This window comes from Paraburkholderia sediminicola (assembly GCF_046026675.1).
Lineage (GTDB): Bacteria > Pseudomonadota > Gammaproteobacteria > Burkholderiales > Burkholderiaceae > Paraburkholderia > Paraburkholderia sediminicola_F.
The window spans coordinates 100986-117493 of sequence record NZ_JAQQEY010000001.1 but is presented as its reverse complement, the minus strand read 5'-3'; the positions used below and the strand labels follow the sequence as shown (position 1 = coordinate 117493).

The 16508-nt window shown below is 63.0% G+C and carries 15 protein-coding genes and 1 tRNA gene; 2 read left to right on the top strand and 14 right to left on the bottom strand.

What is annotated here, in order from left to right:
- The first annotated feature begins 78 nt into the window (after window positions 1-78).
- Together mrdA and rodA are read left to right on the top strand one after the other, a co-directional pair.
- A complete protein-coding gene (gene mrdA, locus PQQ86_RS00455) occupies window positions 79-2400 on the top strand; it encodes a penicillin-binding protein 2 (protein ID WP_408264071.1) in 2322 nt (773 codons plus the stop codon).
- Between the two features lie 10 nt (window positions 2401-2410).
- Entirely contained in the window at window positions 2411-3559 is a 1149-nt protein-coding gene (gene rodA, locus PQQ86_RS00450; protein WP_408198938.1) for a rod shape-determining protein RodA, read from the top strand.
- 151 nt (window positions 3560-3710) lie between these two features.
- Here rodA and PQQ86_RS00445 read toward each other — a convergent pair whose 3' ends face one another.
- From PQQ86_RS00445 to def, 14 genes are all read right to left on the bottom strand, one after another.
- Window positions 3711-4415 (bottom strand): tetratricopeptide repeat protein, encoded by a 705-nt coding sequence (locus PQQ86_RS00445; protein WP_408264068.1) that lies wholly within the window; start codon window positions 4413-4415, stop codon window positions 3711-3713.
- Window positions 4412-5194: an HpcH/HpaI aldolase family protein gene (locus PQQ86_RS00440; RefSeq protein WP_408264066.1), complete on the bottom strand. Its 783-nt coding sequence runs from the start codon at window positions 5192-5194 to the stop codon at window positions 4412-4414. The genes PQQ86_RS00445 and PQQ86_RS00440 overlap by 4 nt, the downstream gene beginning before the upstream one ends.
- A 212-nt stretch (window positions 5195-5406) precedes the next feature.
- Window positions 5407-5850 (bottom strand): 6-carboxytetrahydropterin synthase QueD, encoded by a 444-nt coding sequence (gene queD / locus PQQ86_RS00435; protein WP_093634683.1) that lies wholly within the window; start codon window positions 5848-5850, stop codon window positions 5407-5409.
- A 9-nt stretch (window positions 5851-5859) separates the two neighbouring features.
- The gene (gene queE / locus PQQ86_RS00430) at window positions 5860-6492 is read right to left on the bottom strand and encodes a 7-carboxy-7-deazaguanine synthase (protein ID WP_408264064.1); all 633 of its coding nucleotides are present in this window, start codon (window positions 6490-6492) and stop codon (window positions 5860-5862) included.
- Window positions 6493-6579: 87 nt separating this feature from the next.
- Window positions 6580-7311 (bottom strand): 7-cyano-7-deazaguanine synthase QueC, encoded by a 732-nt coding sequence (gene queC, locus PQQ86_RS00425; protein ID WP_408264062.1) that lies wholly within the window; start codon window positions 7309-7311, stop codon window positions 6580-6582.
- Window positions 7312-7749: 438 nt separating this feature from the next.
- Window positions 7750-7825 (bottom strand) — tRNA-Phe (locus PQQ86_RS00420).
- A gap of 96 nt (window positions 7826-7921) precedes the next feature.
- Entirely contained in the window at window positions 7922-8611 is a 690-nt protein-coding gene (gene esaR, locus PQQ86_RS00415; RefSeq protein ID WP_172164662.1) for a response regulator transcription factor EsaR, read from the bottom strand.
- Window positions 8612-11026, bottom strand: a complete 2415-nt coding sequence (locus PQQ86_RS00410) for a sensor histidine kinase (RefSeq protein WP_408264059.1) — start codon at window positions 11024-11026, stop codon at window positions 8612-8614. It lies immediately after the preceding gene.
- Window positions 11016-11615 carry a DUF4390 domain-containing protein gene (locus PQQ86_RS00405; protein WP_054037187.1) on the bottom strand — a complete coding sequence of 200 codons (600 nt, stop codon included), beginning with the start codon at window positions 11613-11615 and terminating at the stop codon, window positions 11016-11018. Before PQQ86_RS00405 ends, PQQ86_RS00410 begins: the two co-directional genes overlap by 11 nt.
- The gene (rsmB, locus tag PQQ86_RS00400) at window positions 11612-13051 is read right to left on the bottom strand and encodes a 16S rRNA (cytosine(967)-C(5))-methyltransferase RsmB (protein WP_408264057.1); all 1440 of its coding nucleotides are present in this window, start codon (window positions 13049-13051) and stop codon (window positions 11612-11614) included. The genes PQQ86_RS00405 and rsmB overlap by 4 nt, the downstream gene beginning before the upstream one ends.
- A 167-nt stretch (window positions 13052-13218) precedes the next feature.
- Entirely contained in the window at window positions 13219-14076 is an 858-nt protein-coding gene (gene htpX, locus PQQ86_RS00395; protein ID WP_408264055.1) for a zinc metalloprotease HtpX, read from the bottom strand.
- A 103-nt stretch (window positions 14077-14179) separates the two neighbouring features.
- On the bottom strand, window positions 14180-14821 hold the full coding sequence (locus tag PQQ86_RS00390; RefSeq protein WP_408264053.1) for a LysE family translocator: 642 nt from the start codon (window positions 14819-14821) through the stop codon (window positions 14180-14182).
- 113 nt (window positions 14822-14934) lie between these two features.
- Complete coding sequence (gene fmt / locus PQQ86_RS00385) at window positions 14935-15921, bottom strand: methionyl-tRNA formyltransferase (protein ID WP_408264051.1); 987 nt, start codon at window positions 15919-15921, stop codon at window positions 14935-14937.
- Window positions 15922-15952: 31 nt separating this feature from the next.
- Entirely contained in the window at window positions 15953-16456 is a 504-nt protein-coding gene (def, locus tag PQQ86_RS00380) for a peptide deformylase (RefSeq protein WP_408264049.1), read from the bottom strand.
- Window positions 16457-16508: the final 52 nt, after the last annotated feature.

The following is a 16508-nucleotide window of genomic DNA, read 5'->3' as shown; positions in this document are numbered from 1 at the left end:
CGCTGTTCATGCCTCCCGGTTCCGGCCGGTTTGGGCGCACACTCATGATGGCCGTCACGCGGCCTTTTGCAGAATCGCATGACCGAATTCAAGGACACTCAGCAACAGCTCTCGAAGTTCCGCCTGCGCGTCGCGGCGGCGGGCGTGTTCGTGTTCGTCTGCTTCGGGCTGATCGGCTTCCGTTTCCTGGTCCTGCAGGTCTGGCACTACAGCAAGTACTCGCTGCAAGCCGACGAAAACCGCATCTCGGTCGCGCCGATCGTGCCGAACCGGGGCATCATCACCGACCGTAACGGGGTGGTGCTGGCCAAGAACTACTCGGCGTATACGCTCGAACTTACACCGTCGAAGCTGAACGACACGCTCGAAAACGTGATCGACAACCTGGCCGCCGTGGTCTCGATCGACGCACGCGACCGGCGGCGCTTCAAGAAGCTGCAGGAAGACTCGAAAAACTTCGAGAGCCTGCCGATCCGCACCCGCCTCACCGACGACGAAGTCGCGCGCTTCACCGCGCAACGCTTCCGCTTTCCGGGCGTGGAAGTGCGTGCGCGCCTGTTCCGCCAATACCCGCTCGGGCCGACTGCGGCACACGTAATCGGCTATATCGGCCGGATTTCGCAGCGCGATCAGGACCGCATCGACGACGCCAGCGATCAGAACGACAGCGATCCGGATCACTATGACCCGCGCCTCGACGCGAACAACTACAAGGGCACCGACTACATCGGCAAGATCGGCGTCGAGCAGAGCTACGAGACGGAACTGCACGGCCAGACCGGTTTTGAGGAAGTCGAAGTCACCGCCGGTGGCCGCCCTGTACGCACGCTGTCACGTACTCAGGCAACGCCGGGCAATAACCTCGAACTGTCGATCGACATCGGCCTGCAGCAGGTCGCCGAACAGGCATTTGCGGGCCGCCGTGGAGCCCTGGTCGCGATCGAACCGGCAACGGGCGACGTGCTCGCGTTCGTCTCGGCGCCGAGCTTCGATCCGAATTCGTTTGTCGATGGCATCGATCAGCAGACCTGGGACGAGCTCAACAACTCGCCCGACCATCCTCTGCTGAACCGTCCGCTGCACGGCACCTATCCGCCGGGTTCGACCTACAAGCCATTCATGGCGCTCGCCGCGCTGACGCTGCATAAGCGCACGCCGGGCTGGGGCTTCCAGGATCCGGGCTCGTACACGTTCGGCGGCCATACGTTCCGCAACGACGTGCGCTCGGGCCAGGGCTGGGTCGACATGAACCGCGCGATCGTAGTGTCGAACGACACGTATTTCTACATGCTCGCGCACGATCTCGGCGTCAACGCGATCGCCGGCTTCATGAAGCCGTGGGGCTTCGGCCAGATCACAGGCATCGACATTTCGGGCGAAGCGCGCGGCATCCTGCCGTCGACCGACTGGAAGCGCAAGGCGTACCGCAAGCCCGAGCAGCAGCGCTGGTATGAAGGCGAAACGATCAGTCTGGGCATCGGCCAGGGCTATAACTCGTTCACCATTCTCCAGCTCGCCCACGCCACGGCCACGCTCGCGAACAACGGCGTCGTGATGAAGCCGCACCTCGTGCGCGACATCGAAAATCCGATCAGCAAAGATACGCGCCCGGTCGTGCGCGATCCGAGCGACAAGATCGCGGTAAAGCAATCGGACATCGACATCATCAAGCGCGCGATGGAAGGCGTCGTGACCAACGGTACGGCGTCGAAGCTGTTCATCGGCGCACCCTATCTGGCCGCCGGCAAGACCGGTACGGCGCAGGTCTACTCGCTGCAAGGCGCGAACTACAAGGGCCACGCGATCGCCGAGCATCTGCGCGACCACGCGCTCTTCATCGCGTTCGCGCCGGCCGAGCAACCGAAGATCGCGCTTGCGCTGATCGTCGAAAACGGCGGCTGGGGCGCGGAAGCGGCCGGGCCGATCGCGCGGCGTGTGCTCGATTACTACCTGGTCGGCAAGAACAAGCCCGGTGCTCAAGCGGCGGCTGTCGCGGCAGCGGCTTCGGCGACGGAGGATGCATCCGCGCCCGAAGTGGGCAGCGCTCCGACACCGCAGGACGCGGCGCAGCCGGTCAAGGTCGCAGCGGGCTTCACGGCATTGCCGATGCCGGGTGCTGCTTCGGCCGCAGCGGCAGCTTCCGCGGCGGCGGCTGCATCGGCTTCGGCTGCTGCGTCGGCACCCACGGCTATGACATCGCCGGCTGCGGCTGCTGCTTCCGCATCCGGTGCAACCAGCGCGTCGGCGGCCGCCACCGCCAAGATTCCGGCGCCGCGTAAATCCGGCGTCCCGCACAAACCCCGCCCGAGCAGCGAGTCGGTACCGACTGCCGCCGCTCCGTCGCGGGATGACAAGCCTACGTCGCCACGCCAGCCGGTTTCCGGCGGCATCGACGAGTAAGGAGAAAGGCATGCAATTCGACAAGCGCGCCTGGCTCGACCGCATCAAGCGGATGTTCGTGGGCTTCGACCGTCCGCTCGCTCTGATCGTGTTTCTGCTGCTGTGCGTCGGCATCATCACGCTATACAGCGCGACGCTGGACATGCCCGGCCGCGTGGAAGATCAACTTCGCAACATCATGCTGACGTTCGTGCTGATGTGGGCGCTGGCCAATGTGCCAGCCACCACACTGATGCGCTTCGCGGTTCCGCTCTACACGTTCGGGATCGCGTTACTGGTGGCCGTGGCGCTGTTCGGCCTCACGCGCAAGGGCGCGAAGCGCTGGATCAACGTCGGCGTGGTGATCCAGCCATCGGAAATTCTGAAGATCGCCACCCCGCTGATGCTCGCCTGGTACTACCAGCGCCGCGAAGGCGTGATGCGCTGGTACGACTTTCTGGTCGGCTTCCTGATCCTGATTGTGCCGGTCGGTTTGATCGCCAAGCAGCCTGACCTCGGCACGGCCGTGCTGGTGTTCGCGGCCGGCTTCTTCGTGATTTACTTCGCGGGGCTGAGTTTCAAGCTGATCGTGCCGGTGCTGATTGCCGGCGTGATCGCCGTCGGCTCGATCGCGGCGTTCCAGGACAAGATCTGTCAGCCGGAAGTGCAGTGGCCGCTGATGCACGATTATCAGAAGCACCGTATCTGTACGCTGCTGGATCCGACTTCCGATCCGCTCGGCAAGGGTTTCCACACAATCCAGGCGGTGATTGCAATCGGCTCGGGCGGCCCGCTCGGCAAGGGCTGGCTGAAGGGTACCCAGGCGCACCTGGAGTTCATCCCCGAGAAGCACACCGACTTCATCTTCGCGGTGTTTTCCGAAGAGTTCGGGCTGGCGGGCGGGATCGTGCTGCTCACGCTTTATATGCTGCTGATCGCGCGCGGTCTGTATATCGCCGCCAATGGGGCGACGCTGTTTGGGCGGCTGCTGGCCGGATCGCTGACGATGGCGTTCTTCACCTATGCGTTCGTCAACATCGGCATGGTGAGCGGGATCTTGCCGGTGGTGGGCGTGCCCTTGCCGTTCATGAGCTACGGCGGCACTGCGCTGACTACACTGGGGGTCGCGATCGGCCTGATCATGAACGTCGCGCGGCAGAAGCGGTTGATGCAGAGTTAGAGCGGGGCTGCGCATAGGACTCAAGGTGCAGACTGCGGAGCCGAAGGACGCAGAGCCAAACGAGGCAAAGTCGAAGCAGACCACAGCGGACCCGATAAAGAAAAAGGGCGCACCGTCAGGAGCGCCCCTTTTTCATTTAATGCGGTCTCGTTTACTGCGGTTTCACTTCCTTCTGATCCCGCAGCTGCGCGCTCAGTTGCTGATACTTGAGCTTCGCCGCCGGATCGCCCTGTGCCGCCGCAGCCGCATAGTATGCGCGTGCCACGTTCAAGTTCTTGTCCACGCCGTCACCGCCACGTTCGTAGAACGAGCCGGTCACGTACTGCGCAGTCATGTCGCCACCTTGCGCGGCCTTCTTGTACCAGACGAACGCCTGCTGGTTATCGCGAGTCGTGCCGCGGCCATCGAGGAACTGATTGGCCAACGCAAGCTCTGCCTGCACGTGCCCCTGCTGCGCGGCCTTCAGGAACCACCGGTGCGCCTCGACCGGATCACGCCCGACGAATTCGCCGTCGTCGTACATCTTGCCGTACACGTACTGCGCGTGCGACATGTTGGCATCGGCGGCTTTGCGCAGCCACTTCTTGCCTTCGTCGACATTGGCAGTGGTGCCTTCACCGTTGAGCAACATCATCGCGTAGTTGAACTCGGCAAGCCGGCTGCCGCGCTCCGCGGCTTTACGGAACTCCGCAAGCGCCGCACCCAGATTGCCGGCGTTGTAATCGGCGACCGCAGTTTGCGTCTCCGGATCGTTCGACTTCGCGACGCGGTTGTCCTGCGCATACGCCGTCACATTCGCCATCAACGCCGCTGTAACCGCCAGACGCACCACGACGCACTGCACCATCCCCTTCATGTCCTCACCTCCTGCAACGCCTGGCGGGTTGCGCGCAACATCCACATGACGTCGGCGGCCAGGGCGATAAAACGAAAACCAGCATCGCGATGCTGCTTTGCGCTCGCGACATCCATAGCGAAAATTCCCGCGGCGATACCGGCCTTGTCGGCGGCGCTGACAATACGCGCCATCGCCGCCTGCACGTCGGTATGCTTCGAATCGCCGAGGTGGCCGAGACTCGCGGCCAGATCTGCCGGTCCGACGAACAGACAATCGACGCCCGGCGTCGCCGCAATCTTCTCCACCTCCTGCAGGCCGCGCGCCGACTCGATCTGCACAATGGTCGCGATCTGCGCGTTGGCGGATTGCACGTAGTCGCGCCGCATGCCGTACGCAGCCGCCCGCACCGCACCGGCCACACCGCGCTGACCGTCGAGTGCATCGGCGGTCGGATACTGCGTCAGGCGCACGGCCTGTGCCGCCTCTTCCGCGGTTTCGATATTCGGGAACATCAGCGTGCGGGCGCCGGCGTCGAGCACGCGCTTGACGAGCCACGCCTCGCTGGCAGGCACGCGTACGACCGGCTCGCTCGGCAGATGCGCCGCGGCGATCGCGCGCAATTGCGATGTGACGTCGCCGCTATCGTTCGGCGCATGCTCCATGTCGATCAGCAGCCAGTCGAAACCGGCGTGCGCGAGCGCCTCGGCCGCTGAATCGCTACCGAGCGAAAGCCACAGCCCGAACAGCGTATCGGCTTCTTTCAGACGTTGCTTGAGGGGATTTGTGAAGGTGCTCATTGCCGCGCTCCCTGGCGACGGGATATATCGCCTGAAACACGGGTGAGGATGGCGCAACCGAACAGGCCAACGCCCGGGCCGTGACGGCCTGAATGCCTGCTGCGACGCAATGCGGTGACCGGCATGTCTCGCTCCATGTGGTTATCGGAGCGATCATACCGTGACAATAACGCGGGGGTTGGGCCGCGGGCTCGAGTCGCGCGGCCCTGAACTTAATCGCGGACCACGTCGGCCCAGCAGTTCGGCGTCTCGAACAGACGCACCTTATGCAAACGCAGATTAACGCCGTAATGCGCGTCATAGACGTTCGCGAGGATATCGAACGCAACGGCAGCGAGATTTTCAACGGTCGGGATGCGATCGAGCACGACCGTCTTGTGTCCCGCCATAGTTTCCAGAAAACCGCGCACCTGCGTGTCGCCTTCGTAGACGAGGAACGCATGGTCCCACTTGTCGACCAGATGCTCGACCGCGAGCGACTTCACGTCGGCGAAGTCCATCACCATGCCGCGATCCGGCGCGCCTTCGGTATCGACCAGGTCGCCTTGCAGCGTGATTTCGAGCACATAGCGATGGCCGTGCAGATTACGGCACTGGCTGCGGTGATCGGGGATGCGGTGGCCCGCGTCGAATTCGAGTTTTCGTGTAATCGTCAGCACGGCAAATCAGGGAATGTTCAGATACTTGTGGGTCTGCATCGACAGGCGCCATTGCGGATGGCGTTTGCACCAGTCGATCGCGAGCTTGGTATTGAGGTCGCGCGACGGACCGTCCATCGGTTGGACGAGGAAATACTCGAAGTCGAGCTTCGCATACTCGGACAAACGCTGGTTGTCCTGCGGAATTACGACCTTCAGTTCGTTGCCCTTGGTAACGACGAGCGGCGCGTCGGCCTTCGGACTCACGCAGATCCAGTCGATCGTCTCGAGCACCGGCAGCGAACCGTTGGTTTCAATGGCGATTTCGAAACCGGCGGCATGCAGCGCGTCGACAAACGGCTGATCGATCTGCAACATCGGTTCACCGCCCGTGCAAACCACGAAGCGTTCGCCCTCACCTTCCGGCCATTGCGACGCGATCATCTGCACCAGCTCTTCGGCGCTGCGGTACTTGCCGCCGTTCTCGCCGTCAGTGCCGACAAAGTCCGTATCGCAGAAACGGCACACCGCATCCGCGCGATCTTCTTCACGGCCCGACCACAGATTGCAGCCGGCGAACCGGCAAAACACGGCCGGACGCCCGGCATTCGCGCCCTCGCCCTGCAATGTGTAGAAGATTTCCTTGACCGCGTAAGTCATGCTGCTTTCTGCCTTGTGTTCCTGAAAATAATTGCCTGCGCGGCGCCCGTTCGCACGGTGCGCCAGCGTAAAACTTTGGCGAGAGCGTCAGACCGGCTCGGTCACCTTCTCGCCGGCCAGATACGCTTCGTAACCGCGCTTGCGCAAGCGGCACGCCGGGCATTCGCCGCAGCCGAAACCCCATGCATGCAACTCGGCACGCTCGCCAACATAGCAGGTGTGCGTTTCGACGCGCACCAGTTCGACCAGTTCGTCACCGCCCAACTCGTGTGCGAGACGCCACGTATCGGCCTTATCGAGCCACATCAACGGCGTTTCGAGCAGAAAGCGCGTATCCATGCCGAGGTTCAGCGCGACCTGCAATGCCTTCATCGTGTCGTCGCGGCAATCGGGGTAGCCCGAGAAGTCCGTCTCGCACATTCCGCCGACCAGCACCTGCAAACCGCGCCGATAGGCGATGGCCGCGGCGATCGTCATGAACATCAGATTGCGGCCCGGCACGAACGTATTCGGCAAACCGTTCGCAGTGGCGTGAATCTCGATTTCGCGCGTCATCGCGGTATCGCTGATCGAGCCGAGCACCGACAGATCGATCATGTGATCTTCGCCGAGGCGGTCGGCCCACGCCGGAAATGCTCGCGTCACCGCGTTACGAAACCCTTCGCGGCATTCGAGTTCGACTCGGTGCCGCTGGCCATAATCGAAGCCCAGCGTCTCGACCGTTTCATAATGTTCGAGGGCCCAGGCGAGGCATGTGGCGGAATCCTGGCCGCCGGAAAACAGCACCAGAGCGCTACGTTTAGCGTCTTTGCGGATCACCGTGAAACTCCGTGAATGATGAGTGCCACGTCGCGCTGCGCGAGGTGCGCCATGCAAGCAACGCGGCGCGACGCGTGCCGGCACTGCTGCCGGCCCAAAGCAGTATAGGCCGCGCCTTCCGCATGCAGAGTCGCTGGGCGCTTATACCGTTAATCGTCGGGCGAAGGGTTCGGCACCTGTCGCGGCCTTGCCGTGTTGCGGCAGAGTGCGCAAAAGGCGCCGCTTCAGGGTACGAAAAGACGCATTTGGTGCGGTGGCGCGCCAGTGGAACGCCGGCAGCACCCTCGCATGCAAGTCCTTGAACTGGCGCGATTTTATCACGCGACGCCCAATGCCGCCGAGCACACGCACCATGGTGGCAAGCAAGCCATACCGCCACACATGCCCATCAGAAAAGGAAAAGCCCCAGGAATCTTGCGATTTCCTGGGGCTGAATCCTGGTGGCCTGGGACGGAATCGAACCATCGACACGCGGATTTTCAATCCGCTGCTCTACCAACTGAGCTACCGGGCCAACGAAGAACGAAATGATATCAAAGGGCCAGCAGCACGGCAAGCCCCCTCTCGAAAAAATCTGCCGGGCCCGAACCTGCGCGCTTTGCGCGGCCGTTCATTCCCCTTTGTTCTTACCGAGATCGACACCGAGCTGTTTGAGTTTGCGATACAAGTGCGTGCGCTCGAGACCGGTCTTTTCCGCGACGCGCGTCATGCTGCCATTCTCGCGCGCGAGGTGATACTCGAAGTAAGCACGCTCGAACGCATCGCGCGCATCGCGCAACGGGATGTCGAACGAAATCGACGCCGTTTGCGCAGCCAACGCGCCGCTGCCCATGCCATCCGACGACAGCATCGGCAACGCAGCCGCCGATGCCACGGCCGAAGCGCTGACCGGCAACACCGGCTTGGCGACCGCGCCGCCCGGCGCACCTGCCGCATTGCCACGGGCGAGGCCTTGCTCAACCGCCTTCAGCAGCTTCTGCAACGCAATCGGCTTCTCGAGGAAATTGAGTGCGCCGATCTTGGTCGCTTCGACCGCCGTATCGATAGTTGCGTGACCGGACATCATGATCACCGGCATGGTCAGCTGCCCCTGCGCGGCCCATTCTTTGAGCAAGGTCACGCCGTCCGTATCGGGCATCCAGATGTCGAGCAGCACCAGGTCCGGCGCCTGGCGCAAGCGGAATTCGCGCGCTTCCTGCGCGTTTTCCGCGGCCTCCACGACATGCCCCTCGTCGCTCAGGATCTCCGAGAGCAATTCCCGGATGCCCATTTCATCATCTACCACCAGGATGGTTGCCATTTACGCTGCCCTTGTCTGCACTGTTGCTTTTGTCGTTCCCTGCGACGCATTGCCATGCGCCGGCCGCGACCCTACTCCAGGTGCCGCGGCATCGTCTGCCAGTTGAAGGAAGAGGATCGATATCTGCGCGCCTTCAATCACATCGCCCGCTTTCATGCGGTTGCGAATGTCGATGCGCGCACCGTGTTCGTCGACAATCTTCTTGACCATCGCAAGACCGAGACCCGTACCTTTGGCCTTGGTCGTCACGTAAGGTTCGAATGCACGTGTCAGGATACGCGCGGGGAAGCCCGGTCCGTTATCCGACACTGTCAGACGCACCGCGACGTGTACTTTGCCTTCCGCGTCGGGGTCTCCGTATTCTACTGTCCTCGTCTCGAGCAACACACGCGGTTGTTCGACGTCGGCCACGGCATCCTGTGCATTCTGCAGCAGGTTGTGAATCACCTGTCGCAATTGTGTCGCGTCGCCGCGAATCGCCGGCAAATCCGCGAGCTCTACCTGAATCGCGCCCTTGCCTTCTTCGATACCGTACAGCGTGAGCACTTCGCTGACCAGTTCGTTCAGTTGCAGATGCGCGAGCACCGCCGGGGGCGTGCGTGCATAGTCGCGGAAATTGTCGACCATTTGCTTCATCGCCGCGACCTGATTGACGATGGTGGTCGCACCGCGCTTCAGCACATCGGCGTCCGATGGCGACAGCTTGTCGGCGAGTTTCATCTGCAAACGCTCGGCGGACAGCTGGATCGGCGTGAGCGGGTTCTTGATCTCGTGCGCGAGACGCCGCGCCACCTCGCCCCAGGCGATCGAACGCTGCGCGGAGATCACATCCGAAATATCGTCGAACACGACGACGTAACCGGAAGTCTGCATGTCTTCCGCATCGCGGTCGGTGGCGGACACAAGACGCGCGCCGCGCACGAGCAAGGTGAGCGGCTCGGTTTCGCCCGGCACCTGCACCGAGAACTGCTGCTGCCAATGGCCGCGGTCGTCGTGACCGTCGCCGCTTGCGGCTTCACGATCGGCAAACGCCTTGCGCACCATGCCGCCGAATTCGCTCAACACGCCAATCTGCTCGAGCGCCGAACCCAGGACCTCCTGGAACTGCTGACGGAAAATCCGCTCGGCGCCGCGGTTTGCGGTGGTGAGACGGAACTGCCGGTCGAACACGAACACGCCCGCGGTCAGGTTCGCGAGAATGCTTTCCAGATAAGCTTTCGAATGCTCGAGCGCGATCCGGTTGTTCTCGACCGCCGCGCGCGCTTCGGACAGCTGCCGCGTCATCGCGTTGAACGACTGCGTGAGGAAGCCCAGTTCGTCACGCGATTTGATTTCGCGCTTCGGCGTGTAGTCGCCCTCGGTCACTTCCTTGGTGCCCTGCGCGAGCAGGAACAACGGCCGCGCAAGCTGATTGCCGAGCGCGAGCGCGAGCATCATCGCGATGAAGGTGGCGAGGAACAACGCGAGCGTCAGCGTGCCGATGTACATCTTGCGCAAGCCGGTGCGGCCCAGCGCCTTCTCCTGATATTCGCGATAGGCCCGCTGCACTGCGTCGGCGTTCCGCGCGAGCGACGGCGACACAGGCTGCGTGAGCTGCAGGAAGCGCTCGGTGGGCTGCAGCAGCGACGCGTTCGAATCGGGAATGCGCTGCACGACGCGCAGCCGCAATGCGCCCTTGCTGCCGTGCGCGCGCGGATCGCCGTCGACTTCCCCTTCGATCGCCGCATAGCCGCGGCCACGCGCCTGATCGATCATCAACGGCGTGGGCAAGTCATTCGACACGAGCGTCGCGTAATTGCCGGACGCCTGCGCGACCACGTGCATGTCCGGTGTCGCGCCCGACATGCTGCGCGTGGGTTCGACGATCGTCGCGTCCTGCACGCCGAACTGATCGCGCAAGCGCAGCAGCGTGAGCGTGGTGCCGGCGGCATCCGCGCTCGCCAGCTGCTCGGACATCAGGCGGCCTTTGGTCTGCAGATCGGACAGCGACGCGTCGAGCATGCCGCGGCCGAGATTCAGGCCCGAGGTCAACGCGGTTTCGACGTTCACGTCGAACCACGACTCGATACTGCGCGATACGAACTGATACGAGACCACGTAAATGATGCCGCCTGGCACCACGCCAACCAGCGCCATGAAGAACGCGAGTTTCGCTAACAGCCGGGTGCCGAACTTACCTTTTCTAAGCCGCGCAATGATGATGATGACGAGCGTCGCCACCACCAGCAAAAAGATCATCGCGACCACGAGGTTGGCCGCGTACAGCCACTGGTAATAGCGATCGAAAAATTCGGTATTCGCGCTCGCCGCTGCAAGCAGCACGAGCAGCAGCACGGCCGTCACAGCGACCGTGGACACCAGCACGCGCACGACGATGCTGCTGACGCTGGTGGCTCGGCGCACTCTATTTAGCACGTTCGGTCACCGTGAAGGTAAAGCGTTTCCACTCCGACGAGAGGCTCCAGTCGCGGTTGTTCACCGCGTCGATCTGGAACGGCTTGGGCATCAGCGCGATATCGAGTTGCATGCGCACCGACGCGTTGTACGTCTCCCCGACATGCACCTGATTGCGGTCGATCACGTGCCACGATGTGATGTGCTTGATCACCGCGAGCGCATCTTTCAGCGTCGTGAAGCCGAGCTGTAAGCCCCCCGACGACACGCTCGACACACGATATTCACGCGTGAGCGGCTGGAACGACAGGCGGATGCTCTGTGACACGCTCACCGGCTGTTCGTCAAACCAGTACCAGCGCGGCCGGCTCAGTTCGAAGTCTGTCGTGAAGTACAGCGGAATGCCTTTGTTGACGGCGTCTTCGAGATTGCTGTTCAGGTCGAAGTCGAAACGCGCGTCAATGCTCCAGCCGGTGTTGTCCGATTGCAGCGACGCGCGCTGCACCGCGATCGAATCGGCATACGCCGCGCCCGGTACGGCAAGCCACACGGCCAGCACGATCCAGAGCACGGCAGCGAGCCGAAGCGGGAAGAAGCGTTTGATGGTCACCGTTTCTGAAAGCGCGCGTAGAAAAATCCGTCGTGGTCTGAGTTCGAGCCGGCGCTATCTTCAGCGGCATGTTCGGCATGGGACCCGGCCGATGTGCCGGCGGGCGCGCGGGCAACTGAGGGTAAAAGTTGCCCCGGCGCGTCCAATCGTACCGCATCCTGGTACTTGTTTCCAAACCACTGCGCCTGCAACTCGCCTTCTTCGGGGAAGATCGAACACGTAACGTAGAGCAACTCGCCGCCTGGCTTCACAAGTGGCCATAGCGCCTCGAGAATGCGGCGCTGCTCGGCAACCAGCGCAGGAATATCCGATGCGCGACGCAGCCAGCGAATATCGGGATGACGCCGCACGATGCCCGAGGCCGAACACGGCACGTCGGCCAGAATGCGGTCGAACGGCTGGTCGATGTCGTCGTGCCATTTTGCGGGCGCACCCGCGTCGCCGATACGCACTTCCGCTTCGAGCTTGAGCCGCTGCAAGTTTTCACCGATGCGGCGCGCGCGCGACGCGTCGCTTTCGAGCGCCACGAGTTGCAGGTTGGCAAGTTCGAGCAGATGGCCGGTTTTGCCGCCAGGCGCCGCGCACGCGTCGAGCACACGCATGCCGTCACGCACGCCGAGTAGTTGCGCCGCGAGTTGCGCGCCGGCGTCCTGCACCGACACAACACCGTCGTTGAAGCCGGGGATCCGGTCGACGGACATCGCCGTGGCGAGCTTGACGGCGTATTCGCCGGCTCTGCTCGCGGGAATGTGACAGTCGTGCAGCACCTGCAGATAGGCGTCGACTGTCGAGCGGCGCGCGTTGACACGCAATGTCAGCGGACCTTGCGTGTTGCCGGAGGCGAGCACGGCTTGCCATGCGTCGGGCCACGCGCGCTTCACAGCATCGATCCACCACGCCGGGTAGTTCCAGCGCGCGACTTCGTCCGCTTGCGCTGCGCTCAGCAGTGCCTCACGCTCACGTAGGAAATTACGTAGCACGGCGTTGACCAGACCCTTTGCGAACGCGAATTCACGACGCGCGGCGATGGCGCTCACCGCCTGATCGACCACCGTGAACGGCGTGTAGGCGGCGTTCGCTTCATCGTCGACTAGCAAAGCGAATGCGCAGGCGAGCACATGACCGACGTGCGGCGGCGGCGCCTTCTTCACCAGCTTCGCGATCAGCCACTCGGCGGTCCCCAGACGCCGCATGGTGCGGTACGCGATGTCCTGCACCGCGCCGCGCGCAGCGGCGGCGCTGCCTTCAGGCGCGGATACGAATACGGATTGCAACGCGGCCGGCAAGGCCGCGCCGAGGCGCACGGCGCCGACTGCCTGGCCCGCGCAGTCGAGCGCGAAACCGAGCGATTCGGGCGCGAGATGCAGCATCGTCAAACGGGATTCGCGCGGACGCGTCCATGGGGAAGCAGAACGCGAAGAAGGCTTTGGAGTCATGAAAAAGGCAAAGGCAGGCCGTGCGGTACGCGCGGCGCAATCAGCACACATTGTAGCGTGGCGCGGGGCGGAGGCCGCCGAGGGCGGACCGGCGGTGGCGCTTGAACAAAAAAGGCGAGCCCGCAGACTCGCCTTTCGTCACGCGGGATCGCCGGGTTAATGCACCGTTACTCGAAGCGCCCCGTGCGCGCCATTTCCATCAAACGCGCGACGCGTTCCTCGGTGGCCGGGTGCGTCGAAAACAGATTCGCGATGCCGCCGCCCGACAGCGGATTCATGATCATCATTTGCGCCGTGGCCGGATGCTGCTCGGCCGTGGGGAACGGAATGCCGCTCGCGTAGCGATGGATCTTGTCGAGCGCCGAGGCGAGCGCCTGCGGATCGCCGGAAATCTGAGCGCCGCCACGGTCCGCTTCGAATTCACGCGCACGCGAAATTGCCATCTGAATCAGCGCGCCGGCGATCGGCGCGAGCAAAGCGACAGCAATGCCCGCGATCGGATTCGTCGGACGGCCGTTTTCGTCACGGCTGCCGAAGAACATCGCGAAGTTGGCCAGTGCGGAAATGGCGCCTGCCATGGTCGCCGAAACCGTGGAGATCAGAATGTCGCGGTGCTTCACGTGCGCCAGTTCGTGCGCCATCACGCCGCGCATTTCGCGCTCGGACAGCACACGCAAGATGCCGGTGGTGGCGGCGACCGCCGCATGCTCCGGATTACGGCCGGTGGCGAACGCGTTCGGCGCATCTTCGTTGATCAGGTAGACGCGCGGCATCGGCAGGCCGGCGCGCGTGGAAAGCTCGCGTACCATGCGGTAGAACTGCGGTGCACTGTTTTCGTCGACTTCCTGCGCGTTGTACATGCGCAGGACCATCTTGTCCGAGAACCAGTACGAAAAGAAATTCATCCCAAGGGCGATCACGAGCGCGATCATCATGCCGCGCGACCCGCCGATCATCCCGCCGATCACGATGAAAAGGGCCGTGATCGCGGCCATCAACATCGCGGTTTTGACCCAATTGAACATGTCTGCTACTCCTTGCCCTGACGCGGGTTCATATCTGCGCCGCGTGATCGCGGCGCCCGATTGTAAGCGAAATGTTAGATATGGGCGCGTGAGGAAAATTCAATCATCTTGATGCGGTGGCGAGCTTGATGCCCAAGCCGACGAATGCGCTGCCGACGCCGCGATCCAGCCACCGCTTCACCAAAGGCTGGCCGGAGAAGCGCTGGGTCACGCTGCCGGCAACCCACGCGACAAAACTGTTCCAGATCATGCTCATCACGACGAACACCCCGCCGAGCGTGAGGAACGCCAGCGCCTTATGGTCGCTGCCCGTTGTGACGAACTGCGGAAAAAACGATACGAAGAACAGCACGACCTTGGGATTCAGCACATTGGTCCAGAAGCCTTGCAGGAACAACTGACGCAACGATTTCGGCGCGCCGGCCGCGCGCGCTTCGCCCACCGCCTGATCTGCAGCCGGTTTGACGAAAATCAGGCGCACGCCGAGATACATCAGATAAATAGCACCGACGAACTTGATGACGGTGAACGCGGTGGCCGAAGCGGCCAGCAGCGCCGTCAAGCCAAACGCGCAGGCAAGCGAATGAACACAGCAACCGGCGGAGATGCCGAGCGCGGACATCAGACCCGCGCCACGCCCCTGCGCGACGCTGCGCCCGACGATGTAAGCCGTATCGGGGCCGGGCGTCACGTTCAGCAGAAAGACCGCGACGACGAAAAACTCGAAATGGGTGATGCCAAACATGGGGATCCTCTAAACACGGCCTGTTGCATAGAGGATTCTAACGCGCTGCAGACTTGCAGCGGGGCTCTTGAACATCGGCCGAACGGACGATGTTCAAGCTATGCACAAGGCGGTTATTTTGCTTCAGGAAGCTGGAAACGCTGACCCGCGACCAGCGTGGCGCCGGCCAGGAATTCGCGCACCGGCAAGCGCTTGCCGCCGGGTTTTTGCAATTGCGTGAGACGCAAAGCACCTTCGCCACAGGCAACTACGACGCCTTCCGGAAAGACGTCGGCGATCGTACCGGGCGCTGTGTTGCCTTGCACCTCGACCGGGACCGCTGCCCAGATCTTGATCGACGTGCCGTCTTCCAGCGTGCCCACGCCACCGGGGAACGGGTCGAAGGCGCGCACCTGACGCGCGAGGACCGCGGCCGGCTTACGCCAGTCGAGCGCGGCCTCGTGCTTGCCGATCTTTTCCGCGTAAGTCACGCCGTCGGCCGGTTGCGGTGTAGCCGCCAGCTTGCCGCTGCGTTCGAGTTCGATCAGCGCTTCGACGATCAGCTTCGCGCCGTCCTGTGCGAGGCGGTCGTGGAGGGTGGCCGTCGTGTCGTCGGCGGAAATCGGTGTGCGTGCTTCGGAGATCATCGCGCCGGTGTCGAGACCGACGTCCATCTGCATCAGCGTGATGCCGGTTTCCGCGTCGCCCGCCTCGATTGCGCGGTGGATCGGTGCGGCGCCGCGCCAGCGCGGCAACAACGATGCGTGAATGTTGATGCAGCCCAGCGGCGGAATATCGAGCACTTCCTGCGGCAGGATCAGACCATAAGCGGCCACCACCATCACGTCGTGCGGCGTGGCGCGCAGTTGATTGATCGCCTCGGTGGCTTCGGCCGGATACTTGCCGGCGCGGCGCAGCGAAGGCGGCTGCGCCACGGCAAGCCCATGCTCCTGCGCGTAGCGCTTCACCGGACTCGCCTGCAATTTCATCCCGCGTCCCGCGGGCCGGTCGGGCTGAGTCAGCACGAGCGGCACCGGAAAACCGGCGCTGTGAATCGCGGCCAGCGCGGCCGCGGCGAACTCCGGCGTACCGGCAAAGATGACGCGCAACGAATGACTCATGAAGGGGTGCGGTTGAGGATGTGGACGCGCATTACATTGCGTGGGCGAGCTTCTTCATCTTGCTCTTGATGCGCGTCTGCTTGAGCGACGAGAGGTACTCGACGAACACGCGGCCCATCAGGTGATCCATTTCGTGCTGGACGCACACGGCCAGCAACCCTTCGCAATCCAGCTCAAAGGTTTCGCCTTTCTCGTTCAGCGCACGCACGCGCACTTTCTCGGCGCGCTCGACATTGTCGTAAATGCCCGGCACCGAGAGGCAGCCCTCTTCCGACACTTCCTTCTCGTCGCTCGACCAGATGATTTCCGGGTTGATAAGCGCGAGCAGTTCGTCGTGCGTTTCCGACACGTCGATCACGATCACGCGTTCATGCACGTCCACCTGGGTCGCCGCGAGGCCGACGCCAGGCGCGGCGTACATCGTTTCGGCCATGTCGGCGACGAGCCGGCGGATGCGGTCGTTGACCACTTCGACCGGCTTCGCAATCTTGTGCAGACGCTTGTCCGGGTAATTGAGAATGTTCAGTAAAGCCATGATCTTGAGTGTGTTTTTTCGGCGCCGCTGACCGGTGGAAGGCTAGCGTTGG